The following is a 25,497-nucleotide window of genomic DNA, read 5'->3' as shown; positions in this document are numbered from 1 at the left end:
GACTACATTTCATCGAAGAATGTTCTTGAAATAACATCATCTTGTTGTTCCTTGGTTAAATCTGCGAAGTAGACACAGTAACCAGAAACACGAACGGTTAATGTTGGGTATTCTTCAGGATGTTGTTGAGCATCCATCAATGTTTGTTTGTTGAAGACGTTGATGTTCAAATGCATACCGTGGTTAACCATGTAACCGTCGACCATGTTGACTAAGGCATCTTTACGAGCATTGTCATCATGACCTAAAGTATTAGGTGTGACACCAAATGTATTTGAAATCCCGTCAGTTGCATAACGATACGGAATCTTAGCTGTTGAAAGTAATGATGCTAAAGCACCGTTCTTTTCAGCACCGTATGCTGGGTTAGCACCAGGTGAGAATGGTTCGCCAGCTTGACGGCCATTAGGTGTTGTCCCTGTATTCTTACCATAAACAACGTTTGATGTGATTGTTAAAACAGATGTTGATAATTTTGAGCCACGATATAGGTGATGTGTGTTCATCTTATTGTAGAAAGTCTTAACTAACCATTTAGCAATATCATCAGCACGATCATCATTGTTACCATAACGTGGGTAGTCAGGATTTTGAGCTTCAAAATCGACTGCCATGCCGTCTTCGTCACGGATAATCTTAACTTGACCATATTTAATAGCTGAAATTGAATCAACCGCATGTGATAAACCAGAGATACCAGTAGCAAATGTCCGGTCTAAGCGACTATTCTTCAATGCTAATTGTGCTGATTCGTAGTAATACTTGTCATGCATATAGTGGATTGTGTTTAAAGCATTAACGTAAACGTCTGCTAACCAATCCAACATCTTGTCGTATTTACCCATGAATTCTTTGTAATCGATGACTTCACTTGTAATTGGTTGGTAGGCTGGTCCAACTTGTGCTTTACCTAATTCATCAATCCCACCGTTAATTGCGTAAAGGATTGTCTTAGCCAAGTTAGCGCGAGCCCCGAAGTATTGAACGCCATCTGCGATTGGTTGTGCAGAAACACAACAAGCAATCCCATAATAGTCGCTACCCCATTCGTTGCGCATCAAGTCATCATTTTCATATTGAATTGTTGAACTCTTGATTGACACTTCAGTTGCATAGCGCTTGAAACCTTCTGGTAAGCGATCTGACCAAAGTAACGTGATATTAGGTTCTGGTGCAGCACCCATGTTTTCCAATGTCTTCAAGACACGGAAGGCAGTCTTAGTAACATGGTGACGACCATCCATACCAATCCCACACATTGATAATGTTGCCCAGATTGGATCACCAGAGAACAATGAGTTGTAGTCTTCTGTCCGAATGAAACGCACCATCCGTAATTTCATGACAAAATGATCAACCATTTCTTGTGCTTCAGCTTCTGTAATTAAGCCACGATCTAAATCACGTTGGATAAAGATATCCATTGTTGTATCAATCCGGCCAACTGACATCGCAGCCCCGTTTTGAGTCTTGATAGCTGCTAAGTAACCGAAATAGATCCATTGAACGGCTTCTTGTGCGTTTTTAGCAGGTCTTGAAATATCAAAACCATAGCTAGCAGCCATTTTCTTCATGTCTTGTAAGGCACGATATTGTTCATTGATTTCTTCACGAAGACGAATAACATCATCTGTCATTTCTCCGTCGCCAATGCCATTAAAGTCGCGCACTTTTTCTTCTGCTAAGCGGTCAATCCCATAAACGGCAATCCGAGGTAAATCAGGGATAATCCGGCCACGTGCATAAGCATCAGGAAGACCTGTAATAATCTTGTAGTGACGTGCTTTACGCATATCAGGAGTGTAAGCATCGAAAACCCCTTGGTTATGGGTCTTACGATATTCGTTAAAGATTTTGTGTTGTTCTGGATCTGTCTTAAAGCCATAAGCTTCTAAGGCATCTTCAGCCATCCGAATCCCACCAAATGGCATGAAAGCCCGTTTGAGTGGTGCGTCAGTTTGTAACCCAACGATTTTTTCAAGATCCTTGTTTAAATAACCAGGACCGTGTGATGTGACAGTTGCAGGATTATCGTTATCAGCATCTAAAACACCGCCTGCTTCACGTTCTTTTTTCTTAAGTGCCATTAATTGGTCGTTTAAAGTTGTTGTCGCTTCAGTAGGACCAGCTAAGAAACTTTCGTCACCATCGTAGGCTGTAAAGTTTTGTTGGATGAAATCACGAATATCAATTTCATCTTGCCAATCACCCTTATTAAAACCGTCCCAATAATCGGCTAAATTGATTTTTTCAGTTTTTACCATGTGGATTGCCTCCATTTATTTAAAATTCAATCATACAGTTTTTACACATTTAGTATAACACGTCACAAGGTTTTTGCAAACCCTTTCTTTTTAAAAATATTTACCACCTGTCATACGCCTTAAAACACTGTTATGTAAGCGTTGGTAGTTCATTTAAGAACAAGTTGTCCGCCTGATTTAGATTGTGCAAAACCTTTTAAGTGTTATGGTACAGATTCTAAATTTCCGTCTCTTTTATATAACAGAAAAGGACACTAATTAGGTTAATTAGTGTCCTTTTGATTAATCTTTATGATTTGAAATTGGTTCGCTGGATTGTGCTAAAACAAATACTGGTTGACCAACTTCTTCAACATCCATGACGAAGCTCCCGTTTGAATAACGGTCACCTGTTGCATGCGCTTGTGGTTCAATTGTTAATAATGCCTGTTCGGTTTTCACTAATAATGTAATCTTAGGTGCGACACTAATCATAGCGGCCACACGATGTGGATCACGTTTTAATTCGCGCAAGATCAAGACACCACGCCGGGCACGGCTTGTTAAGCCAATTTCACTTAAGAACATGCGCTTAAAGGCCCCACGTTGCGTGATAATTGCCACAGCAGCGTGTTTTTCGGTTGGATCAAAAAGCGTAAAGTTAGCGACGTGATCGCCATCTTTAAGATCCATCAGTTTCACACCGCCGGCTTTGGCACCAGAGACTGACACTTCGCTTAAAGCAAAGCTTAAGCCATAACCGTTATAACTAGCGCTAAAGACGGCCTGTTGTTGAGCATCTGCTTCAGAGACCCAATAAACATTCGTCACGTTCGCACCAGCATGCAGTTTGATAAAGTCTTGGGCTTTTGAACGATAGGTCCGACTTGGCAATAAGTCTTGGAAAGCTGTTTGCTTAATATAACCATCTGTCGTCCCGATGACAAAATAGCCATTTTGCTCGTTTGGTGTAAAGCTAAAGGCCGCAATAATCGCTTCATCAGCTGCTAAGCCAATTGATTGCGAAATATGTTCGCCCATTTCTTTCCACTTCAAATCGGCAATTTCATGCACTGGTCGTTGAATCAGATGACCAGAGTTGGTAAATAACATCAATTGATCGAGTGTCTGCATTGGCTTTTGTAAGATGGCAAAATCGCCTTCTTTCAGACCACCGTCAGCCCCTTCTGATGCTTGATAAGAACGGAGACTACTCCGTTTAAGGTAGCCATCATGACTAACCGCAACCATGACAGTTTCATCAATCACAGTCACACTCGTATCAATCTCAAGGGTTTCAATTTCGGCTTCAATTTCTGTCTTCCGATCGTTCCGGTAAGCTTTAACCACCGATTTTAATTCAGACTTAATGACCCGTGCAAGTTCTTTAGGATTTCCCAAGATTGCTTGGTAGCCTTCAACCGCTGTTTTTAATTCAGCAGCTTCGGCTTCCAAGGCCGTCACATCGGTATTCGTTAAACGATACAATTGCAAGGAAACAATCGCTTCGGCTTGTGCTTCAGTAAAATCATACTGTGCCACCAAATTCGTCTTAGCGTCTTTTTTATTCTTACTTGCCCGAATCGTACTGATTACTTGGTCAAGAATCGATAGGGCTTTAACAAGACCTGCAACAATATGCAACCGATCTTGTGCTTTTTGTAAGCTGTATTGTGTCCGCCGCGTAACGACTTCTTCTTGATGCTTCAAGTAGGCGTGCAAAATTTCAAGTAAGCCAACTTGTTTAGGTTGCATATCAGAGATAGCCACCATATTGAAGTTATACGTAATTTGTAAATCAGTATTCTTGAAGAGGTAGTTTAAAATCCCTTGGCTATCAGCTTGTTTTTTCAATTCGATGACCACTGACAAGCCCATCCGATCACTTTCATCACGGACTTCAGAAATACCGTCAACTTTCTTCAAGACCCGTAATTCATCAATTTTTTTGACCATTTGGGCCTTATTGACTTCATATGGAATCTCGCTGATGACGATTTGTTCCCGATTACCGCGGAGTTGTTGAATGCTGGTTTTAGCCCGCACAACAACGCGACCACGACCGGTTTCGTAAGCTTTCTTAATCCCGTCAAGGCCTTGTAGAATCCCACCAGTCGGGAAATCAGGGCCTTTAACAAAGGTCATCATCTTTTCTAGCGTTGCGTCTGGATGATCGATTAAATAAACCAACCCATCTGTGACTTCACCTAAGTTGTGTGGTGGAATCTCAGTCGCATAGCCGGCCGAAATACCAGTTGCCCCGTTGACCAAGAGGTTGGGGAAGCGGGCTGGTAAAACAGTTGGTTCTTCAGCCGTATCATCAAAGTTCAAGACAAAATCAACCGTCTTTTTATCAATGTCTTTTAACATCTCACTGGCAATTTTGCTGAGTCGGGCTTCTGTATAACGCATAGCAGCTGGTGGATCCCCATCCATCGAACCGTTATTCCCGTGCATTTCAATTAATGGTTCCCGTAATTTCCAGTCTTGGCTTAGGCGGACCATTGCTTCATAAATCGAGCTATCACCATGCGGATGAAAATTACCCATGACGTTCCCGACAGACTTCGCTGATTTACGGAATCCTTTATCATAAGTATTGCCATCAATTGCCATTGCGTACAAAATTCGCCGTTGAACGGGTTTTAAACCATCCCGAATGTCCGGTAATGCCCGTTCTTGAATGATGTATTTGGAATACCGGCCAAAGCGGTCGCCCATGACTTCTTCAAGGGTTAACTCTTGAATTTTTTGTGCTTCATCAGCCAAATTAATCACTCACTTTTCTAATCGTCTAATTATTCTACTGCGTTATCGTCGGAGACTGGTGTTGCTGTTTGCCCCGTCGTCTCTAAAATACTGCCTTCTTCAGCGAGCGTGAATTTCACATTTTCTTCAATCCACTTCCGCCGCGGTTCAACTTTATCACCCATCAAGGTTGTGACCCGGCGTTCTGCTAAAGCAGCATCGTCAATCCGAACACGAATTAAGGTCCGACTTGTTGGATCCATCGTCGTATCCCAGAGTTGATCGGCATTCATTTCACCTAACCCTTTGAAGCGTTGTTGGCTATAACCCTTCCCCATATCCTTAGCGACAACTTTTAATTCATCATCCGTCCAAGCATAGGCAATCTTCGTTTTAGCACCGGCGCCTTTTTGAAGCTTGTATAACGGTGGTAAGGCGATATACACTTTACCGGCTTCGATTAATGGTCGCATGTAACGATAGAAGAAGGTTAGGAGTAAGATTTGAATATGAGCGCCATCGGTATCCGCATCGGTCATGATAATAATCTTATCGTAATTGCTATCTTCAATTTTGAATTCAGCGCCGACACCGGCCCCGATTGTATAGATCATCGTATTAATTTCTTCGTTTTTTAGAATTTCTTGTAATTTTGCCTTTTGGGTATTCAATACTTTCCCACGTAATGGCAAGATTGCTTGGAACTTCCGATCACGGCCTTGTTTAGCTGAACCACCAGCGGAATCCCCTTCGACCAAGTACAATTCGTTTTTGGCCGCGTTCTTAGATTGCGCAGGTGTCAACTTACCAGAGAGTAACCCGTCTGATTTTTTCTTTTTCTTACCGTTTCGGCTTTGTTCACGCGCTTTACGGGCTGCCTCACGGGCTTCACGGGCTTTGAGTGACTTTCTAACCAAGGCTTGGGCAAATTCCCCATTCTCCAGTAAAAAGAAGCTCATTTGCTCGTAAACGAGGTTGTCGACCGCTGTTCTAGCCTGTGGTGAGCCTAACTTACCTTTGGTCTGACCTTCAAATTGTAGTAACTCTTCTGGGATCCGCACAGATAAGACGGCGCTAAGTCCTTCACGAACATCTGAGCCTTCCATGTTCTTATCCCGCTCTTTTAGCAAGTTAACCTTGCGTGCATAATCGTTAAACGCCTTGGTTAACCCGGCTTTCATCCCTGCTTCATGCGTACCACCATCACCAGTCCGCACGTTATTAACAAATGACATGATGTTTTCGGAATAGCCGTCATTGTATTGACCAGCGAATTCAACTTCGATGTCTTCTTTGGTGCCTTCAAAATAGAGTTTATTGCCAATCGTGTCTTTATCCTCGTTTAGATAATCAACGAATGATTGAATCCCCTCTGGATAATGAAAGACATCTTCCTTAGCAGGATCAGCACGTAAGTCCGTTAATGTAATCTTAACGTCCTTTAACAAAAAGGCTGATTCCCGTAATCGTTCTGCTAACGTATTGTAATTATACGTTGTAACTTGGAAAATTGATGCATCCGGTTTAAAAGTAATCAGTGTCCCGTTAGGTTCGTTAGCTTTACCGACCTTTTTTAAAGTACCGACTGGATGGCCGCCGTTTTCAAAGCGTTCTTCATAGGCAACGCCATCTCGAACCACCCGGACGGTTAACCATTCAGATAGCGCATTAACAACACTGGCCCCAACACCATGTAGCCCACCAGATGTTTTATAACTATTCTGAGTGAACTTACCACCGGCATGGAGGACCGTTAAGATGACTTCAATCGTTGGAATCCCTGATTGATGCATCCCGGTTGGCATCCCTCGTCCATGGTCACGAACACTAATACTATTGTCCGCACCGATTGTGACGTTAATTTCGGCACCAAAACCGGCGAGTGCTTCATCGACCGCATTGTCGACAATTTCGTATACTAAATGATGTAACCCACGCCCATCGGTTGAGCCAATATACATGCCAGGCCGTTTTCGAACTGCTTCCAAGCCCTCTAAGACTTGAATCGAATTATCATTATAATCTTGTTTTTGATTTGGCATTCAACAATGACTCCTTTGTCTAAAAATGAACAGATAAGTTATATTATCAACAAATTTGAACGATTTTACAATCCCTAAATTTAAAATAACCACTTATCCAAATGTATGTTCGCATTCATCTATTCTAACATACAATATTCCTTTTCCCTTGTCAAAATGCTAGAATAGATTAATCAAATGTTGTGAATAGGAGTTCTGACAATGAAATTAAGTCTTATTTTTATCTTGGCCTACCTGATTGGCTCGTTTCCCTCAGGCGTCATTATCGGTCGGGTCTTTTGTCATAAAGATCCCCGTGATGCTGGCAGTCATAATATTGGAACAACCAATTCTTACCGGGTATTGGGCCCAATCGCTGGAACAGCCGTTTTATTCCTCGATATTTTAAAGGGTACTTTAGCAGCCAGTCTACCAATGATTTTTCACATCCCTAATCATTCATTAGTCTTAGTTGTTGGTTTAGCCGCGGTTGTTGGCCATGCCTACTCTATCTTTTTACGCTTTACAGGTGGCAAAGCCGTTGCAACTAGTGCTGGGATTTTACTTGCTTATAACCCACTTTTCTTCGTGATTGCCAGTACAATTTTTATCAGTGTCATTTTAATCACAAGTATGGTCAGCATGGCCAGTATCATTGGTCCCTTGCTGATTGCTATCTTGTCATTTTACACACACGACTGGTTACTCGGTACGATTGCGACATTAGTCCTAATCTTTTTAACCTACCGCCATCGCGAGAATATCAGTCGCATTAAAAATGGTACGGAAAACCTAGTCCCATTCGGGTTATATTACCGCTATAAACAAAAAAAACGCCAATAAAGGCGTTTTTTTGTGCGATCATTTAAAGATCAATTAATTGTTCTCGGTCATTATAAAATGAATGATAGGCTAAGTAACAGGCAATAACTGACCCGAGACTCGTCGCCGATAATAGCATGAATGTGACTAATATTTGGTACATGATGGCTTTAACTGGATCAACGCCGGCAAAGATTAACCCCGACATCATCCCTGGGAGACTGACCAGACCAACCGTTTTGGCTGAATCGATAGTCGGTGACATCCCCGTCTTGATACTTTCTCTCACAATTGCAATTGAGGCTTGTTTCAAACTAGCGCCAAGTGCTAAGCGTTCCAATACGGCTTGGCGTTGATCCTTAAACTGCGTCAACATACTCCGATAGCTCAGACCAATGGCAACCATCGAGTTAGAGGCAATCATCCCCGTAATCGGGATAATCTGTGAGGGCACAAATTTAATTGCGCCGGATAAGACTAATAACCCGAGCGTGACACCCGTACTCGTTAAAATGGCAATTAATGAAATGCTAAACGCGTGTCGTAACGTATTAGCGCGTTTACGCGCGTTAGCCGCCGCGTTAAAGATAATGATGAACATCATCGCTAGCGTTATCCAGACATGGTTAATTTGAAAAATAAATTTCAATAAATAACCCACGATAATCAATTGGACAATCGCCCGCCCGACACTGATTAGCATATCCTTTTCGAGACCGATTTTTTCGTGGAAACTAATGATTAACGCGACAAAGACTAACGAAACAGCAAAAGTTAATGATAATCCGTTAACGGCTAGATTCATCTGTGTGTACCAAACGACCAGCTACAATTTTAAGTTGGCGCCCTTTCCGTTGTTGTTCTTGTGTATCATGGGTAATCGACAAAACCGTAACCCCATCTTCTTTGTTCAATTGTGTCATTAGCCCATTAACCAAAGACTTAGTCTGCTCATCTAGGCCGGTGGTGATTTCATCCAGTAACAGGATCTCCGGTTTAAACATCAGGTTACGAATCAAAGCAATTCGTTGTTTTTCGCCCCCCGAGAGCGTTGTGATCTTCTTAGTCAAGGGCATCTCCGCTAACCCAACTCGGGCTAACTGTGTCTTAACTAGCGTCTCATCCACGGGTAATTCGCGAATTTCAAACGGAAATACCAGATTATCACCAACTGTCTCCCCAAATAACGTTGGTTGTTGGAAGCAATAAGACACGCGTTGCCGATATTGCGTCGGTTTATAGTCGGTAATGGCCTGTCCTGCCAACAAAATCTCCCCACTCGTTGGTGTCAATAAATCGGCTAATAGCCGTAACAATGTGCTCTTACCACTCCCAGATGGCCCCACAATCGTATTGTAAGACCCTTGTTCAATTGCGATGTTAATATCGCTCAGTATTGATTGGCCATCAACGCTATAACTGAGGCCTTTTGTCTCTAACTGAAGCATGGTAACCTCCCTTAAATCTGTCATTATTTCTAGTATACGCGACTTTTTAATTTTTAGGGTAAACGATGATTGATAAGTAGCGTGAATAACGCTTATACTAGCAATAGGAATTCTTAATTGAATATCGCCAATTAAGCTGACCACAAACTTAAGAAAAGAGATGGTTACAATGTTAAACAGCTTTCCCCAAGTCATGACAATCGCCGGTTCCGACTCCGATGGTAGTGCTGGCGCCCAAGCCGATTTAAACACCTTCTTCGCACGAGGTGTTTATGGCATGAGCGTTCTGACCGCCTGCGTCGCTGGTAACTCATTTGGGATTCACGCGAGCCAAGCGCTAACCCCCGAGTTTATCAACGCCGAATTTGAAGCAATCGCCGCAGATTTTAAGGTCCGGGCTTGCAAGACCGGGATGCTCACCGATAGTGAGACAATTATGACAGTTGCCAAACAGCTCAAGCAACACGATTTTGGCCCCTTGGTTTTAGACCCCGTCATTATTACAAAACACGGCGCATTATTGCTTGCTGATGAAGCCTATCAGACGCTTAAAACCGAATTAATTCCGATGGCGACCGTATTAACACCGAATTTCTATGAAGCCCAAAAATTAACTGGTATTACTTTAAATGAACCGGCCGATTTCCAAGCAGCAGCTGAAAAGCTACTGGCAATGGGTGCTAAAAATGTGATGATCAAAGGTCACCACGCTGCTGGTCAATCGATTGTTACTGATTACGTTCGACTAGCCGATGATCAAGAATTCTGGTTATCAGAACCCTACGTCGAAACGACTCATATTAACGGAACGGGCGATTCACTTTCTTCATGTATCTGTGCTGAGATTGCTAAGGGGCATTCAATCGAAGAAGCCATTAAAACAGCTAAAAAATTCGTACACGCCGCCATTGCTAATCCAATCGACGTTGGTCACAAATACGGTCCCATTAATCATCACGTACAATAAAGTTTAGTATTTCCCCTTATTAGCCGCTGCATAACGACTGATAAGGTTGTGCTAAAGCTTAATCGGTAATACGATTATTAATCGTAGCTACTTTTCTTAAATCAGTGCGTACAGGCCACTTAAGGCGATAAGAATAGCAAAAGACCCGGCAAACGTTGCTTAAAACGTCTGTCGGGTCTTTTTTTAGTGTTCTGCTTCTTCAATATCGGCGTTAATTGCCTTCAAATCGAAATCGCTGTTTAAAAAATCAGTATCTTGACTTGGAAAATGTTGCTCGAATGTCTCAAACGGTTGCACAGTTAATTGGGCGTCTTCAATCACATAATCTAAGACGTGGCCCCCAAAATCGTGCGCCGTGTTTAAGAAGTGCACGTGATAACCCGCAACTGCCGCGCCTTGATAGAGCGCTGGTGCGTAGTACCCAACTAGCGTGCCAGTCACACCATCTTGCTCAAACTCGGGCTGCACGCGCGTTGCGTCCGTCAAATTAGGATAGGGTTGTTCTTGGGCCTCAACGGCACGCGTATGCATCTTCTTAAAGCGACCGTCCACCTTAACCGCAAAGAAGAGATTCTTCAGTGGTTGTTGTGCTAAGATTTGCGCTTCAAGTTCCGCCTTAGTCACTGTCCCTAGCGTTTGACTTGGTAGCTCAGGCGCTTGGAAATGAACTGTCGCAAAAGGTACCATGTCAGTAGGCGCAAGCTGATTAACTTGGCCTTCACCGGTCACTTGGTAAGCTTGACCATCCAAGATAATCATTTCGCCTGCTAAGCCATGCGCCGTGCCGATGCCAAAATCACCATGGGTTAATAAATCGGCAACCGACAAAGTACCGGTAAATAAACCGGGTACCAATAGGGCCAATGTGCCGTGTTGATAAACGCGTTGATAATCAAATGTCATTTTGTACTTCCTCCTTCACACCAATCAAAAAGACTAAACGAGTTGATCTGGTAATAAGGCTTGACCAAGTAGCTTATTATCACTGTAATCGACTGGAATATCGACAATGACTGGACCTTCAGTTGCAAAAGCTTGGTCTAGGACTTTACCTAGATCGGCTGCTTTTTCAACACGTAAGCCAGTAGTGCCGAAGCTTTCAGCATATTTGACGAAATCAACTGGGCCAAATTGAACGGCTGCTGATTCGCCATATTTCATTTCTTCTTGGAACTTAACCATGTCATAGTAACCATCATTCCAGATGATATGCACGATATTTAAGTTCAAACGAACGGCTGTTTCTAAATCTTGGCTTGAGAATAAGAAGCCACCATCACCGGAAACTGAGACGATTTGCGTATTAGGACGGACTAAAGCAGCACTAATGGCCCATGGTAAAGCGACGCCTAACGTTTGCATCCCGTTACTAAAGAGTAAATGACGGGGTTCGTAACTTCTAAAGTGGCGTGCCATCCAGATATAATGACTCCCGACATCGACCGTGACTGTCATTTCATCAGTCACGCGTTCTTGCAACTCAGACACAATATTCAATGGATGATTGAGTGTCTTATCAGCTGACATTTCAGGTGCTGTATCCCGTTGGTGTAATTCTGCGTGGAGTTCCTTGAGGTAGTCACGAACATCATCGGCTAATTGATAGCCCTTCATGTATGGCAACAAGAAATCGAGTGTTTGTGCGATATCCCCAACTAATTCCTTTTCAGGTTGGAAATTATGATCGATTTCAGCACGCATATCATCGATGACCATGATGTGCGCATCACTTTCGGCATTCCAGTTACGTGGTTCGTATTCAATTGGGTCGTAGCCAATCGCAATCACCAGATCACTGCGTTTTAAGATCCGATCGCCTGGTTGATTACGGAATAAGCCTACACGACCGTAAAAATCAGTTTCTAATTCACGTGAGACGACCCCAGCGGCTTGGAAAGTTTCAACGACCGGAATATGTGTTTCGGCAATTAGATTCCGAATAGCAGCTGTTACTTCGGGTGAAGATGCCCGCATCCCAACTAATAATACGGGGAGTTTCGCTTCTTTAATCCGTTGCGCTAACAAAGTTGTTTCAACCGGACTAGCAGGGCCTAATTTAGGTGCGATTAGAGGCTTAATTACTTTAGATTGAACCTTAGCGTCCGTCACATCTTGAGGGACACTGACAAAACTGGCCCCTTGTTTAGCTGATTCAGCTTCTTGGTAAGCATTGGCAATCACTTCTGATAAGTTTTCAGGTTCTTGCACTTCTGCACTAAACTTAGTAATTGGTGCAAAGAGCGCTGCATTACGCATACTTTGATGGGTTAAACGGAGCAAATCAGCCCGTTTCACTTGCCCGGCAATTGCTAAGACAGGATCACCTTCAGCAGTGGCAGTCACAACACCTGTCGCTAGGTTACTAGCACCAGGACCAGATGTGGCCATTACAACGCCTGGCTTACCGGTAATTCGGCCGATACCAGCTGCCATAAACGCCGCATTTTGTTCATGACGCGCTAAAATTAATTGGGGTGTTTTAGGGTTAACGGGATGTTCTAGTCGTTCAAACACCCGGTCAATCTTGGCACCAGGAATACCAAAAACATATTCTACTTCATGATTTACTAAGCTATCGATAATTGCATCTGCACCGTAGTACTCTTTTTTATCAGTCATGATTTCCCTCACTTATTGTTTAATAATTATTATCTTAGCATGCAATCTATTTAAAAACTAGCAGGTTTGCTTCGTGTAATACCGAGCAAAAAAGCGCTTCTCTACGAGAAACGCCTTATATTAACTATTTAACTGTAATTTCATAGCTCGCATTAAATTCTTCATTAGGTGCTAATTGATTGACACCAAATTTTTCTGAAAGTTCACCAGAAGCATCGACATCATCAGCAATTCCCCACCAAGGTTCAAGGCAAACCAATTCGCCCTCCGTTGGATAAGGTGACCAAACACCGATAAATGGGGCCCCTGATACTTTCAAGCTGATCGCATGGTCTGTTTTTTCAGAACGAATGCTAAATTTATTTTCTTGACCCTTTAATTCGTAAATTAAAGCATCTTCTTTGAAAAGTGGGTGATTAATATCAGTCGCCACATCCGTTGGCGCCAATGTGCGTTCATTCAAATTGATGAATGCGCCTTGCAATGGAATCTTAACCCGTGATTTTTGTGGTCGGTAGTCTAAGAAATAGTCTTCAAATTGGGTATCGTCCGTTAATGGCACTTTAAAGCCGGGATGACCCCCAACGGAGAAGTACATTGGACTAGATTGCGCTGTATTTTTAACGTCATAGTCCACTTTTAGGTGTGTGTCGTTTACCTGGTAAGAAACACGTAATTCAAATTCAAATGGATAGATTTTTAAACTCTCTTCATCTGATTTCAATAAGAATGTTACAGCCGTATCAGTTTGACTTTCTACTTCGAATTGACGGTCACGGGCAAAGCCGTGTTGGCCCATTGGGTAAGTTTTACCCTGATACGTATATTGATCATTCTTAGAACGCCCAACAAACGGGAATAAAACGGGTGCGTGACGGCCCCAAACTTTGGGATCCGCTTGCCAGAGATATTCTAATCCTGAAACGGCCCCTTTAACGCTCTGTAATTCCGCACCTTTTGGACTAAGTGTTACTGTTAAAAATTCATTTGCAATTTGGATCATTTTTAAAACCACCTTTAGAAATTTATAGAATAAAGCGGGTTAAATCTTTATCGGCTACAATCTTACCAATTTTATCATTAACGTATTGTTCAGTGATGGTGATATCACCCATCTGCATATCTGGGCCTTCAAAGAGAATGTCTTCTAACAATTTCTCCAAGATGGTTGCTAAGCGCCGCGCACCAATGTTTTCAGTATCGTGGTTTACTTGGAAAGCAATCGCAGCAATTCGGCCAATAGCTTCCATCGTGAAGGTGACGTGCACACCATCTGCGCCGATTAAAGCCATATATTGTTTAACAAGCGCATTATTCGGTTCCGTTAAGATCCGAACAAAGTCGGCTTCAGTTAAGTCTTCTAATTCAACTCGAATTGGGAAACGGCCTTGTAATTCCGCAATTAAATCGCTTGGTTTAGATTCCGCAAAGGCGCCTGAACCGATGAAGAGGATATGGTCCGTCTTAAGCATCCCGTATTTCGTATTAACTTGTGAGCCTTCAACGATTGGTAAAATATCGCGTTGAACCCCTTCACGTGAGACCTCACCAGATTGCTTCTTGCCACCGGCAGCAATCTTATCAATTTCATCGATAAAGATAATCCCGGTATTTTCAGCTCTTTGAAGGGCATCATGATAAATATCGGCATGGTTAACCAACTTATCAGATTCTTCTTGAATGAAGATTTCACGTGCTTCTTTAACGGTAACGGTTCTGACCATCTTCTTTTTAGGCATGATTGATCCTAATGTATCGTTCAAGTCAATTCCCATTTGACCCATCATATCGTTCATTGGTGCAGCCTTTTTAGGTTCGTCAACTTGAATTTCGATTTCACGATCATCCAAGAGTCCCTTATCAAGTTGTTCCTTAACAGATAGGCGTTGATCACGTACTTCGTCGGTGACTTCTTCGGTTTCAGCTTGGTTTAAACCAGCTGGCGTTTCACCATTTTGAAGGGCAGTGAACATTGACATTAAATCGTTCATGCTATTATTATTCTTACGTTGTTCCTTCTTGATACCTGGAACTAATAATTTTACTAAGCGTTTGTCCGCTTGACGGGCCGCTTTACCGCGCACATTCTTGAATTGTTCTGATTCTTCCATGTGAACAGCAACATCCGCTAAGTCTCTGACCATTGATTCAACGTCACGACCAACATAACCAACTTCTGTAAATTTAGTGGCTTCAACCTTGATTAAAGGGGCATCAACGACTTTCGCTAAGCGACGTGCGATCTCTGTCTTACCGACCCCGGTTGGTCCGATCATCAATAAGTTTTTAGGTGTAATTTCTTGTTGCATCTTAGTGCTTAATTGCATCCGACGGTAACGGTTATATAACGCAACCGCTACGGCCTTTTTAGCTTTATCTTGGCCAATTACAAACTTGTCTAATTCAGCGACAATTGATTTGGGTGTCTTATTCATCAAATCCATCTGGGCCACCTCCTAAAATGATTCCACAATCACGTTGTGGTTCGTATAAACATCGATGCCACCAGCGATATTCACGCCAGTTTCAACGATTTGTTCGGCTGTTAATTCGGGCTTACCTTCTAAAATCAAGGCTGTTGCAGCTGCTTGGGCGAAATTACCACCTGAACCAACCGCAATCACTTGATCACCTGATTCAGCAAGTGTATCAGGGGTAATGACTTCACCGTTACCTGAGATTAAAAGAATATCTGTTTCGTTAATGGCAATCAACATTGCTTCTAATTTTTGAAGCGTTGGATCTTTACGCCAGTCCTGTGCTAAGGCAACAGCGGCGTGTTGTAAATCACCTGAGTATTTTTCTAATTTTTGTTCAAACCATTCTTGTAACGTAAACGCATCTGCAACGCCACCGGCAAAACCAATTGCGACTTTATTGCCGTAAATCCGGCGAATTTTTTTCGCTGAGTCTTTTGTGACGAATTTTTCGCCCATTGTTACTTGTCCGTCGCCAGCAATTGCTGTCCGACCATTATGTTTTACTGCACAAATTGTTGTCATTTGATTTGCTCCTTTAAATAGCGTTAATCACATTTTAGCAGTCTTTAAGACTGTGTGCTAATTCTATCGCTCTTTTTTATTAAAAAAATCGTTCTTTAGACCTAGTTTTTAGCCCGTGGGAAGAACTGACGGTAATCCTTTTGTAAATGGGCCGTCGTCACGTGCGTGTAAATCTGGGTCGTCGATAAGCTACTGTGTCCTAATAACTCCTGAACCGTTCGCAAATCCGCCCCGTGGTCTAATAAGTGGGTCGCAAAGGTATGCCGAATCATGTGGGGATGAATGCCACTGGTTAAACTGGTCTTTTTAACCACTTGATCCAATGCGTATTCAATTCCCCGACTGGTAATCGGATTTCCTAAATGATTGACGAAAACTACATCATGTTCTTGTTGGCGTTTAGCCATCAGTTGTACCCGGCCATCGTTTAAGTAATCCTGCAAAGCCTTAGTCGCGTGATTGCCAAAAGGCACGTAACGGTCTTTATTCCCTTTACCATGTACCAAAATAACCCGTAAACCAAAATCAATCTGGCCAATCGTTAGCTGGTCACACTCGCTAACCCGCATCCCTGTTGCATATAATAACTCAAGAATGGCCCGATTACGTTGTGTTAATGGTTCTTGTCCCACAATCGCAGCAAATAACGCATCCATCTCTTTTTCATAGAAAAAGCGGGGTAACTTGTGACGTTGTTTTTTGAGTTGGATCGTTTCAAACGGATCTGTCTGTAAAAATTCGTTGCGTACCAAGTAGCGATAAAACGACCGCAAGCTTGAAATCCGCCGGGCAATCGTCTCGCCACTATATTGTTTTTGGTCCATTTCGTTCAAATAAGTTTGTACTTCTAGGGTGCCGACCTGTTTAAAGGAAGTCAGACCACCATTAACCGTCAAAAAATCGACGAACGCTTTAATATCGGCTTGATAGGCCTTTTGCGTTTCTGGTGAATAGTGTCGATCAACAATTAAGTATTGTAAAAATAAATTAATCCAATCTTGTTCAAGCGCCAAAAAAATCCCTCCAAGCTTGGTTAATAATACTTTACCACAAGCCTAGCGGGATTTAAAAGGTGTTTACCTAGAGTGTTTCTTTAAATGTGTCAATACTTGCTAACGCGCGGTCGGCAAGTGCTTGATTCCGTTCTTTTTTATCACGAATCCGTTGTTTTAGGGGTTCGAAAATCCCAAAGTTCGCATTCATTGGTTGGAAATGTTTGGCACTGGTATGCGTAATGTAATGTGCCATTGAACCCATTGCCGTTGTTGCTGGGAAAGTAACTGGTTCTGTGTCTAATGCTAAACGAGCAGCATTAATCCCAGCCACTAAACCAGAAGCCGCACTTTCAACATACCCTTCGACACCTGTCATTTGACCGGCGAAGAATAAATCAGAACGTTGTTTTGATTGGTAAGTTGGTAATAGCACGTCTGGTGACTTCATGAAGGTATTACGATGCATAACACCGTAACGGACAAATTCAGCGTTTTCTAAGCCCGGAATCATCCGGAAAACGCGTTTTTGTTCACCCCACTTCAAATGGGTTTGGAAACCAACGATGTTATAAAGACTTGCTGCAGCATTATCCTGACGTAATTGAACAACAGCATAAGGTTGTTCACCAGTCTTCGGATTTTCAAGCCCAACTGGTTTTAAAGGTCCGAATAACATGGTTTTGATACCACGTTTTGCCATGACTTCAATTGGCATACAACCGTCGAAGAATTTTTCATCTTCAAAGTCGTGCATTTCAGCAACTTCTGCCGAAATCAAGGCCTTATAAAAGGCTTCGAATTCGGCTTCAGTCATTGGGCAATTCAAGTAAGCTGCTTCACCCTTGTCATACCGTGACTTGAGATAAACTTTATCAAAATCGATACTGTTTTTATCCAGGATTGGTGCAGCGGCGTCGTAGAAATACAAACCTTCACTACCGTTTAACGCACTGATTTCTTCTGCTAAGCCAGGTGACGTTAATGGACCAGTAGCGACCACTGTGGGCCCTTCTGGGAAAGCGGTCAATTCTTCGTGATGCACGGTTACCCGTTCATGGTTGGCAAGTTTATCAGTAACCGTTTGTGAAAATGGTGTCCGATCGACAGCTAACGCGCCACCAGCAGGAACGGCATTTTCGTCTGCTGCAGCGATAATAATTGAATCTAAACGGCGCATCTCTTCTTTAATCAAACCAGCCGCATTCGTGACTTGGTTTGCACGTAGTGAATTGGTACAAACTAATTCCGCAAATTGTTCCGTGTGATGAGCGGGCGTCATTTTAACCGGCCGCATTTCGTATAAATGAACATCAACACCGCGTTTGGCGATTTGCCAAGCTGCTTCGGAACCAGCTAAGCCGGCACCAATCACATTTACAAAAGGTTTTGTCGTCATCTAATTACCTCAAATTTTCTCTTATTTTTGAACGGCTTCTTCATAATCACCATTAGGACAGATGACTTGTTTGCCGCCTTTAATTTTCTTTTCAACTAAGTAGTGTTCACACTTAGGACAGTTTCTGCCGACTGGTTTATCCCATGTGACAAAATCACAGTCTGGATAACGATCACAGCCGTAGAATAACCGGTTTTTCTTAGATTTACGTTCAATAACTTGGCCCTTGCCACACTTAGGACATGTCACACCGATTTCTTTAACAATTGCCTTGGTATTGCGACAATCTGGGAAGCGACTGCAAGCGAAGAACTTACCATAACGGCCCATTTTGACCACCATTGGTGCCCCACAAATATCACAATCAAACCCAGCTGGTTCATCTTTAATCTGAACCTTTTCGATTTGAACGCTAGCCTTTTCAACTTCTTTTTCAAAAGGTTGATAGAAATTATCGATAATCTTGATCCAATTTTCTTGGCCCGTTTCAACTTCATCCAAACGATGTTCAAGATCGGCAGTAAAATCGATACTGACAATATCTGGGAAGAATTCGACGATTAAATTATTGACGATTTCACCTAATTCCGTTGGTTCAAATCGTTTGGCATTCAACTTCACATAATAGCGTCGTTGAATCGTTTCAATCGTTGGTGAATAGGTTGAGGGACGACCAACGCCGTTTTCTTCGAGCGCTTTGACCAAGTTGGCTTCAGAATAGCGTGCAGGTGGTTGTGTGAAATGTTGTGCTGGATCGGTTTTAGCTAATTTCACTTCATCGCCAACCGCTAATTCAGGTAACAAGTTATCTTTCGCTGAATCTTCGGTATCGCGGGATGAAACGTATAGCTTAGTAAAACCTGGGAAGCGCATTTGTGAGCCATTAGCCTTAAATAAGACGTTGTTTTGGTTAATCTTAACCGCCACTGTATCAAAGACAGCGGGTGTCATTTGACTGGCAACAAATCGTGACCAAATCAAGTTGTAAATCTTATATTGATCGTTTGTTAAAACATCTTTTAAGCTCTTAGGTGTCCGCATCACAGAAGTTGGGCGGATTGCTTCATGGGCATCTTGTGCGCCTTCTGGATTTTTAGTCTTATGGGCTTTAACAGCGGCATATTCTTCACCATAGTTATCGTGAATGAATTGTGACGCTTCGTGTTTAGCACCCGTTGAAATCCGGGTCGAATCGGTACGCATATACGTAATCAACCCAACCGTGCCTTCTTTACCCCCGAGATTAATCCCTTCATATAACTGTTGGGCTTGCATCATCGTTTTACGGGTTCTGAAGTTTAACTTCCGGTTGGCTTCTTGTTGCAGTGAACTGGTGGTAAAAGGTGCTGCCGCAAAACGCTTGCGTTCACGCTTTTTGACATCTTCGATTGTAAAAGGTTGCGTCTTATCAATTTGCTTTAAGACGTCTTGAACCGCATCGTTATTACCTAAGGCTGTTTTCTTACCGTTTAAACCGTAGAAACTAGCTTTAAACTTGCTGCGACCCTTCTTGAATTCAGCATCTAATGACCAATATTCTTCAGGTTTAAATGCTTTGATTTCTTGTTCGCGATCAATCACGAGTTTTAACGCAACTGATTGCACCCGACCGGCACTCAAGCCTTTTTTAACTTTTTGCCAAAGGAGCGGACTAATTGAATAGCCCACAATCCGGTCTAATACCCGTCGTGCTTGTTGGGCATCGACTAATTTCATATCGATACTACGTGGATTTTTAAAGGCACTCTTAACAGTGTCTTTGGTAATTTCATTGAAGACCACCCGATTTTTATCGGTTGGATCTAATTTTAAAATATGCGAAACATGCCATGCAATTGCTTCCCCTTCACGATCGGGATCGGCTGCTAGATAGATATGATCCGCTTTTTTAGCGTGTTTCTTTAATTCTTTAATTGTTTCGCCTTTACCGCGAATTGAAATATATTTAGGTTCATAATTATTTTCGAAATCCACACCCATTTGACTCTTGGGTAAATCGCGGATATGACCCTTACTTGCAACGACTTTATAGTTGCGTCCAAGATATTTCTCAATTGTTTTGGCCTTTGCAGGTGATTCTACAATGACTAAATTTTTGCCTGCCATGGACAAACCCCTTTCAACAGAACGCTTTGTTCAAAATCGTACATAATAATATGTGACGTGGGCGCCGTTTGTCAAATCCAAACGGGCGCTAGTGATTATCAGATTAAAGCATAGCATAGGTTTCCCAGTATTCAAAGGAAACTTATCAGAAAAACAGTGGATTATAACAAATTCATAACCAATCCTACCGCACTAAACCACAAAAAAACAAGGTGTGATAAAAAATAATTTTTATCCTTACCTTGTTTTTTTAAGCGTTAACTTGCGCATTATTAGCTAAGATATCTGTAATAATACCAGCCAACTTAATTTGAGCCATCTGATCTTCAGCCGCTTTTTGAACCTGATCATAAGCGTCATTCAATGCCGATTGAATATTAGCGCCCACCAAACACTGCGGATTGGTCTTTTCATCGATATGCAACAATTGCTGATCAGTATCAAGCGCCTGATAGACATCTAAAACACTAATCTGCTCTGCTGGCCGCGCTAATTTAGGTGCAATCGTCCCTGGACGGCTCTCTAATAAGCCAGCTTTCACCAAAAGGGACATCAACCGACGCACTAAGCTCGCGTTGGATTCGATACTGCCAGCAATTGACTGGCTCGATAAGTCCCCATCTTGATAAATTTCGACATAAGCTAAGATATGAATGGCATCACTTAGTTTGTGGGAATATTTCATCGTTTAACCTCAATTTCAAACGGATTCTCTACTTTGATTCTGCGGGTAACAATTCTTGAAGGGCTGCGGTTAATGATGGCAATGGCCGACCTAAGACATCTGGTAAATCACTTGAAACTTCATCTAATTCACCATCACGGATCAGGCTTTGAATCATTGTAACAACACCAACGACTTCAGCAGGTAAACCACTTGCTTCAAGCCCTTTTTGATACTCAGCAATACTTAATGATGATACCGCAAATTTTTGATTAGTCAATTGTGCAATACTTTCGGCTAAATCAGCATAAGTTGCAGGTGCACCAGCGAATTCATAAATATCTTTTGCATCAGTCATCGCTAATACTTTAGCAGCTGCTTCAGCATAAAGCCGTTCAAGTGTCCAACCAACATGACTGTCACCAGCGCCATAAACGAATGGTTGCCCAGCGATAGCGCCTTTGATTGTATCGAGTTCGTTTTCAAGATACCAATTATTACGTAAGAAAGAATGCGCAATACCAGATTCGATAATAGCCGCTTCTGTTTTACGGTGGTCTTCAGCTAAACCAGAAGTTGTTTGGTCAGCATGTGGGAAACTTGTATAACCAATCCAGTTAACCCCGGCTTTTTTAGCAGCCCGAACAACAGCCAGATGTTGTTGATCACGTGGGACTTCTGCGCCTGGTTGAGATGAGATGAATAGTAGGCGATCAACACCTTGTAATGAGTCTGCTAAGGTTGCTTCTTGTGTATAATCCCCAGGGCGAACGGTAACGCCTGCTGGCACCATCTTTTGGGCTTTTTCAACGTTCCGTGCCAAACCAATAATATCTGAAGCAGGTACTAATTTTGCTAATTCGTGAACGGCTACTTGACCAAAACGTCCTGTTACAGCTGTAATTGCATATTTCATAATTTAAAATCCCCTTAGTGGTTTATTTGTTACTTTATAAGTAACTTGTTGTTTTAATAATAACAGGAGGGATTATGAATGTCAACCAAAACAGTTTCGCTTAATCAAAATAACGTAGTTCTTCTATTAATATGTTTTTATCTAACAATGGTGTCGCTCCCGCGGCGATTAATTGGTTGCACCCCTGTGACAGTGATTGATCAATGCGCCCCGGAATTGCATAGACATTGCGATTAGCTTGAAGGGCCAAGTTAGCGGTAATCAAGCTACCACTCTTGTGCCGAGCCTCCGTCACAATTAAGCTATGACATAACCCCGCAATGATTTTATTCCGGGCTGGAAATTGATAACGCCGGGCTGGTGTATCGAGGGCATATTCAGATAGTAACAAGCCTTTTTCAGCAACTACCTGTTGTAAATGCTCATTTTGTGGTGGATAACTGCAATTAATGCCCGTGCCAATCACCCCAATTGGGGCTAACCCACGCTGCAAGGAAACTTCGTGGGCCATCGCATCTGCCCCCTGCGCTAACCCACTAATAATCGTAGTGGCAGTTAGTCCCTGTAATAACTGTTCAAGTGATTGTTTAGAATAATGAGTCGCTTGACGCGCCCCGACTACCGCGAGACATGGCTGTTTTAACAATCTTAAATCACCACGATAAAATAACAAAACGGGCGGCAAATAGGTTTCCAATAAGCGTTGTGGGTAATCTTTATCTAAGATGGTTAAATAAGTCGTTCGAACTTCATGTTCGATACATTGGCGTTGTAAGGTTGTACTTTGAAAACTTGCTTGAAAAGTCGGCCAATAACGTTCCGGCAAGCGCGCAATCTGCGCAATTTCTAACGCCGATAATGCCCAATTATGACTGGTTGCCAGCCACGCCGCCAAGCGTAATTCACTAATAGGCCCAAAACCCGCCGCTAAATGTACTTTTAAGAGTAATTGATTTTTAGTTAACACAAAAACAGCTCCTTTACGTTAATTAATAATCCGTAAAAGAGCTGTTTTATTTTTCTATAAAGCGTTTTGAACAGGGGAAAAACTGCGACGATGAATGGGTGTAACCCCGAGTTCAGCAAGCCCCGCTAAATGCTTAGCTGTCCCGTACCCCATATTGTTGGCTAAATCATAACCCGGATATTGTTGATCGTAATTAATCATCAATTGATCCCGAATGACTTTAGCGACAATGCTGGCTGAGGCAATACTAATACTGCGGGCATCGCCCTTAATTAATTTTTCTTGCGGAATATCAGTGGGCACGGTCATTGCATCCACTAATAAGTAATCCGGTTGCTTATCCAGACCGGCAACGGCTTCGCCCATTGCTAATTCTGTTGCGTGGTAGATATTTTCGGTATCGATCCGTTCAGGTGACGCAATTCCGATACTAACACTGACTGCTTGGGCCATAATCTCTCGATACAACTCTTGCTTGAGCTTAAATGACAGTTGTTTCGAATCGTTGACCTGCCAAAGATCAAAATCATGGGGCAAAATCACAGCGGCCGTCACAACGGGTCCGGCTAATGGTCCACGACCCACCTCGTCAATTCCGGCGACCAACGGATAATCAGGCCAGAGCGCTTTTTCCATTTGACGCCGTTCTTCAAAAGCCGCTTTTTGTGTCGCTAGTTTTGCCGCTCGCTTATGATATTGAACTACCAATTTTTGAACACCAGCCCGCGAATCAGCCGCAAAAGTGGCCAGCTGTTCTTCAGTCACTGGTGCTTGTAATAATTGCTTAATTTCAGCAATCGATTGTGCTTTGGTCATCTTATGACGCCTCCACTGGTACAACGTCTAAAGTGAAGCGTCCTAATTTACCTTGGCGTGCATCATTAATGAACTTCACGCAGAAACGGTCATAATCTTCTTTGAAGCCTAACCGTTTGGTTAAAATCATGATTAATTCTGCAGCTGGTTCTTCAAGCTCAGCATCTGTCACCTTATAAACTTTTTGAAGTTGACTTGGATAGTATTCTTTGAAGTGTTCTAAGGCAAAAATAACGACATCGTCTGGATGATAGATAGCATCTGAAATCGCACCAGTAAGGGCTAATTTACTACCGATTGTTGGATCTTCAAACTTAGGCCATAAAACTCCTGGTGTATCGAGCAATTCAAGTGTTTGTCCGGCTTTCAACCATTGTTGGTTCTTCGTCACACCTGGGCGATTACCCGTTACAGCGATGTTCTTTTGAACTAAACGATTTAAAATCGTTGATTTCCCAACGTTAGGCACGCCGACACACATCGCCCGGATGACCGGGTTGCGAATCCCTTTAGCACGTTTTTTAGCCAATTTTTCAGCTAAAATTTCTTGTGCTACTTTTTCGATCATTGGTAACTTAGCCTTATGCTGTGCATCAAGAGCAATTGCGGTAATGCCGCGTTTCTTGAATGTTTCAATCCATTGTTGCGTCCGTCGTGGATCAGCCATATCGGCCTTATTCATAATTAATAGAATGGGTTTGTTTTGACCTAATTCTTGAATCATTGGATTAATTGAAGATTCCGGTACACGGGCGTCCACAATTTCTAAAATTAAATCAACCGCCTTGAGCCGTTCTTTAATTTGTTTTTGTGCTTTGGCCATGTGACCTGGATACCATTGTATTGTCATAATAACTCCTTTATTACTGTTTAAGATGAATACATCTCTTACCGATAGTATTATTCTTAATTCTATCATACCTCAGCGCGAACTTGACGGCTTAAATTAAAAAGGTTACGACCCGCAGTCGTAACCTTTCTCGTTTATTTAAAATAAGTGATATCTTCAATCGGCCAATAAACGCCCACTGCGCGGCCGATAATCGTTTCACGTTCGATTGTGCCAAACGTGCGACTATCCTTGCTAATTCGACGATTATCCCCGAGAACAAAGTATTGGTTAGCCGGAATCCGATCGTGATCCGTTAATGTTTTTAAATCAAAATCGGAAGTTAAAACCGTCTTTTGTCGTGATTGCTTCAAAAAAGGTTCCGCAACGGGCCGATCATTGACGTATAATTGGCCCTCTTGATAAGCGATATGCTCACCCGGTAGACCAATCACCCGCTTCACGTAAGTGGTCCCATTGGCTAAGCGAAAAACAACGATTTCAAAGCGATGGACCTGCCCAAACTTTTTCAATAAGAGTTGATCACCCGATTTAAGGGTTGGTTGCATTGAATTACCAGCAACCGTCGCCGGCACCAAAAAGAAGGACCGGATGACAAAAGCAACCAGTCCGGCTACGAGAATTGCTAAAAACCAATTACCTGCGATTGCTAATTTTCGTCTCATTAAATCGCCTCAATCACTCTTTTACTAGGCCTCTTCGCTTTCTTGATACAGCTGATAGGCCTCGTCAAAAATTAGCATGCTCGGTAAATAACTGCCGTTTAACTCCAAATATTGCGATAACGATTCATAGTCCCCTTCATGCTTGGGGAATGATTGATCGAAGAAAGCATTGTTGGCAAATTGCGCAACTGGTTCGTAGTTATTCGGATCGCGTTGTGTCATGAGATACCGATAGAAACTCTGCTTCATTTT

22 protein-coding genes are annotated in these 25,497 nt (G+C 42.5%); 2 read left to right on the top strand and 20 right to left on the bottom strand.

The window, feature by feature from the left end:
- Nucleotides 1-2 precede the first annotated feature (2 nt).
- From pflB to parE, 3 genes are all read right to left on the bottom strand, one after another.
- Nucleotides 3-2,264, bottom strand: coding sequence for a formate C-acetyltransferase (pflB, locus tag ACPBEH_RS01570; protein WP_424349464.1), 2,262 nt, complete (start codon nt 2,262-2,264; stop codon nt 3-5).
- A 282-nt stretch (nt 2,265-2,546) separates the two neighbouring features.
- On the bottom strand, nt 2,547-5,012 hold the full coding sequence (gene parC / locus ACPBEH_RS01565; RefSeq protein ID WP_424349463.1) for a DNA topoisomerase IV subunit A: 2,466 nt from the start codon (nt 5,010-5,012) through the stop codon (nt 2,547-2,549).
- A 29-nt stretch (nt 5,013-5,041) separates the two neighbouring features.
- The gene (gene parE / locus ACPBEH_RS01560; protein WP_424349462.1) at nt 5,042-7,033 is read right to left on the bottom strand and encodes a DNA topoisomerase IV subunit B; all 1,992 of its coding nucleotides are present in this window, start codon (nt 7,031-7,033) and stop codon (nt 5,042-5,044) included.
- A gap of 201 nt (nt 7,034-7,234) precedes the next feature.
- Between parE and plsY the strand changes: the two genes are divergently transcribed.
- Nucleotides 7,235-7,855 carry a glycerol-3-phosphate 1-O-acyltransferase PlsY gene (plsY, locus tag ACPBEH_RS01555; protein ID WP_104964028.1) on the top strand — a complete coding sequence of 207 codons (621 nt, stop codon included), beginning with the start codon at nt 7,235-7,237 and terminating at the stop codon, nt 7,853-7,855.
- Nucleotides 7,856-7,877: 22 nt separating this feature from the next.
- Here plsY and ACPBEH_RS01550 read toward each other — a convergent pair whose 3' ends face one another.
- Complete coding sequence (locus ACPBEH_RS01550; RefSeq protein ID WP_424349461.1) at nt 7,878-8,639, bottom strand: ABC transporter permease; 762 nt, start codon at nt 8,637-8,639, stop codon at nt 7,878-7,880.
- A complete protein-coding gene (locus ACPBEH_RS01545; RefSeq protein WP_424349460.1) occupies nt 8,623-9,282 on the bottom strand; it encodes an ABC transporter ATP-binding protein in 660 nt (219 codons plus the stop codon). Before ACPBEH_RS01545 ends, ACPBEH_RS01550 begins: the two co-directional genes overlap by 17 nt.
- Nucleotides 9,283-9,451: 169 nt before the next feature.
- On the opposite strand from ACPBEH_RS01545, the gene thiD reads away from it, so the two are divergent.
- Nucleotides 9,452-10,249, top strand: a complete 798-nt coding sequence (gene thiD / locus ACPBEH_RS01540; RefSeq protein ID WP_424349459.1) for a bifunctional hydroxymethylpyrimidine kinase/phosphomethylpyrimidine kinase — start codon at nt 9,452-9,454, stop codon at nt 10,247-10,249.
- Between the two features lie 183 nt (nt 10,250-10,432).
- Here thiD and budA read toward each other — a convergent pair whose 3' ends face one another.
- The 15 genes from budA to ACPBEH_RS01465 form a co-directional block, all read right to left on the bottom strand.
- On the bottom strand, nt 10,433-11,152 hold the full coding sequence (gene budA, locus ACPBEH_RS01535; protein WP_424349458.1) for an acetolactate decarboxylase: 720 nt from the start codon (nt 11,150-11,152) through the stop codon (nt 10,433-10,435).
- A 33-nt stretch (nt 11,153-11,185) separates the two neighbouring features.
- Nucleotides 11,186-12,868, bottom strand: a complete 1,683-nt coding sequence (gene alsS, locus ACPBEH_RS01530) for an acetolactate synthase AlsS (protein WP_424349457.1) — start codon at nt 12,866-12,868, stop codon at nt 11,186-11,188.
- A gap of 124 nt (nt 12,869-12,992) precedes the next feature.
- Nucleotides 12,993-13,871 (bottom strand): aldose 1-epimerase family protein, encoded by an 879-nt coding sequence (locus ACPBEH_RS01525; protein WP_424349456.1) that lies wholly within the window; start codon nt 13,869-13,871, stop codon nt 12,993-12,995.
- A gap of 22 nt (nt 13,872-13,893) precedes the next feature.
- On the bottom strand, nt 13,894-15,312 hold the full coding sequence (gene hslU, locus ACPBEH_RS01520) for an ATP-dependent protease ATPase subunit HslU (RefSeq protein ID WP_162296399.1): 1,419 nt from the start codon (nt 15,310-15,312) through the stop codon (nt 13,894-13,896).
- 12 nt (nt 15,313-15,324) lie between these two features.
- Nucleotides 15,325-15,870 (bottom strand): ATP-dependent protease subunit HslV, encoded by a 546-nt coding sequence (hslV, locus tag ACPBEH_RS01515; protein WP_016265139.1) that lies wholly within the window; start codon nt 15,868-15,870, stop codon nt 15,325-15,327.
- 101 nt (nt 15,871-15,971) lie between these two features.
- Complete coding sequence (gene xerC, locus ACPBEH_RS01510; RefSeq protein ID WP_424349455.1) at nt 15,972-16,883, bottom strand: tyrosine recombinase XerC; 912 nt, start codon at nt 16,881-16,883, stop codon at nt 15,972-15,974.
- A 67-nt stretch (nt 16,884-16,950) separates the two neighbouring features.
- Nucleotides 16,951-18,261, bottom strand: a complete 1,311-nt coding sequence (trmFO, locus tag ACPBEH_RS01505; RefSeq protein ID WP_016265141.1) for an FADH(2)-oxidizing methylenetetrahydrofolate--tRNA-(uracil(54)-C(5))-methyltransferase TrmFO — start codon at nt 18,259-18,261, stop codon at nt 16,951-16,953.
- A gap of 21 nt (nt 18,262-18,282) precedes the next feature.
- Nucleotides 18,283-20,367: a type I DNA topoisomerase gene (gene topA / locus ACPBEH_RS01500; protein WP_011374691.1), complete on the bottom strand. Its 2,085-nt coding sequence runs from the start codon at nt 20,365-20,367 to the stop codon at nt 18,283-18,285.
- A 250-nt stretch (nt 20,368-20,617) separates the two neighbouring features.
- The gene (locus ACPBEH_RS01495; protein ID WP_424349454.1) at nt 20,618-21,052 is read right to left on the bottom strand and encodes an Rrf2 family transcriptional regulator; all 435 of its coding nucleotides are present in this window, start codon (nt 21,050-21,052) and stop codon (nt 20,618-20,620) included.
- Between the two features lie 28 nt (nt 21,053-21,080).
- Nucleotides 21,081-21,947 carry an NAD(P)H-binding protein gene (locus tag ACPBEH_RS01490; RefSeq protein ID WP_424349453.1) on the bottom strand — a complete coding sequence of 289 codons (867 nt, stop codon included), beginning with the start codon at nt 21,945-21,947 and terminating at the stop codon, nt 21,081-21,083.
- A 100-nt stretch (nt 21,948-22,047) separates the two neighbouring features.
- The gene (dprA, locus tag ACPBEH_RS01485; protein ID WP_424349452.1) at nt 22,048-22,914 is read right to left on the bottom strand and encodes a DNA-processing protein DprA; all 867 of its coding nucleotides are present in this window, start codon (nt 22,912-22,914) and stop codon (nt 22,048-22,050) included.
- A gap of 54 nt (nt 22,915-22,968) precedes the next feature.
- Nucleotides 22,969-23,730 carry a ribonuclease HII gene (locus ACPBEH_RS01480; protein WP_424349451.1) on the bottom strand — a complete coding sequence of 254 codons (762 nt, stop codon included), beginning with the start codon at nt 23,728-23,730 and terminating at the stop codon, nt 22,969-22,971.
- A gap of 1 nt (nt 23,731) precedes the next feature.
- The gene (gene ylqF / locus ACPBEH_RS01475) at nt 23,732-24,583 is read right to left on the bottom strand and encodes a ribosome biogenesis GTPase YlqF (RefSeq protein ID WP_025015771.1); all 852 of its coding nucleotides are present in this window, start codon (nt 24,581-24,583) and stop codon (nt 23,732-23,734) included.
- 131 nt (nt 24,584-24,714) lie between these two features.
- Nucleotides 24,715-25,245: a signal peptidase I gene (gene lepB / locus ACPBEH_RS01470; protein WP_424349450.1), complete on the bottom strand. Its 531-nt coding sequence runs from the start codon at nt 25,243-25,245 to the stop codon at nt 24,715-24,717.
- Between the two features lie 24 nt (nt 25,246-25,269).
- Complete coding sequence (locus tag ACPBEH_RS01465; RefSeq protein WP_424349449.1) at nt 25,270-25,494, bottom strand: YozE family protein; 225 nt, start codon at nt 25,492-25,494, stop codon at nt 25,270-25,272.
- Between the last annotated feature and the right edge of the window lie 3 nt (nt 25,495-25,497).

Origin of the sequence: Latilactobacillus parasakei (genome assembly GCF_049674265.1) — a bacterium.
GTDB lineage: Bacteria > Bacillota > Bacilli > Lactobacillales > Lactobacillaceae > Latilactobacillus > Latilactobacillus sakei.
Note: the sequence above shows the minus strand (reverse complement) of the source record. Positions and strands in the feature narration are given on the sequence as shown.

Coding starts and splice junctions, on each gene's coding strand:
- ACPBEH_RS01525 (WP_424349456.1), bottom strand. CDS start 13,871: ATGATCCAAATTGCAAATGAATTTTTAACAGTAACACTTAGTCCAAAA.
- hslV (WP_016265139.1), bottom strand. CDS start 15,870: ATGACAACAATTTGTGCAGTAAAACATAATGGTCGGACAGCAATTGCT.
- hslU (WP_162296399.1), bottom strand. CDS start 15,312: ATGGATTTGATGAATAAGACACCCAAATCAATTGTCGCTGAATTAGAC.
- plsY (WP_104964028.1), top strand. CDS start 7,235: ATGAAATTAAGTCTTATTTTTATCTTGGCCTACCTGATTGGCTCGTTT.
- ACPBEH_RS01545 (WP_424349460.1), bottom strand. CDS start 9,282: ATGCTTCAGTTAGAGACAAAAGGCCTCAGTTATAGCGTTGATGGCCAA.
- topA (WP_011374691.1), bottom strand. CDS start 20,367: ATGGCAGGCAAAAATTTAGTCATTGTAGAATCACCTGCAAAGGCCAAA.
- ACPBEH_RS01495 (WP_424349454.1), bottom strand. CDS start 21,052: ATGAAATATTCCCACAAACTAAGTGATGCCATTCATATCTTAGCTTAT.
- alsS (WP_424349457.1), bottom strand. CDS start 12,868: ATGACTGATAAAAAAGAGTACTACGGTGCAGATGCAATTATCGATAGC.
- lepB (WP_424349450.1), bottom strand. CDS start 25,245: ATGAGACGAAAATTAGCAATCGCAGGTAATTGGTTTTTAGCAATTCTC.
- ACPBEH_RS01490 (WP_424349453.1), bottom strand. CDS start 21,947: ATGAAATATGCAATTACAGCTGTAACAGGACGTTTTGGTCAAGTAGCC.
- ACPBEH_RS01465 (WP_424349449.1), bottom strand. CDS start 25,494: ATGAAGCAGAGTTTCTATCGGTATCTCATGACACAACGCGATCCGAAT.
- budA (WP_424349458.1), bottom strand. CDS start 11,152: ATGACATTTGATTATCAACGCGTTTATCAACACGGCACATTGGCCCTA.
- ACPBEH_RS01550 (WP_424349461.1), bottom strand. CDS start 8,639: ATGAATCTAGCCGTTAACGGATTATCATTAACTTTTGCTGTTTCGTTA.
- pflB (WP_424349464.1), bottom strand. CDS start 2,264: ATGGTAAAAACTGAAAAAATCAATTTAGCCGATTATTGGGACGGTTTT.
- ACPBEH_RS01480 (WP_424349451.1), bottom strand. CDS start 23,730: ATGACCAAAGCACAATCGATTGCTGAAATTAAGCAATTATTACAAGCA.
- parE (WP_424349462.1), bottom strand. CDS start 7,033: ATGCCAAATCAAAAACAAGATTATAATGATAATTCGATTCAAGTCTTA.
- trmFO (WP_016265141.1), bottom strand. CDS start 18,261: ATGACGACAAAACCTTTTGTAAATGTGATTGGTGCCGGCTTAGCTGGT.
- thiD (WP_424349459.1), top strand. CDS start 9,452: ATGTTAAACAGCTTTCCCCAAGTCATGACAATCGCCGGTTCCGACTCC.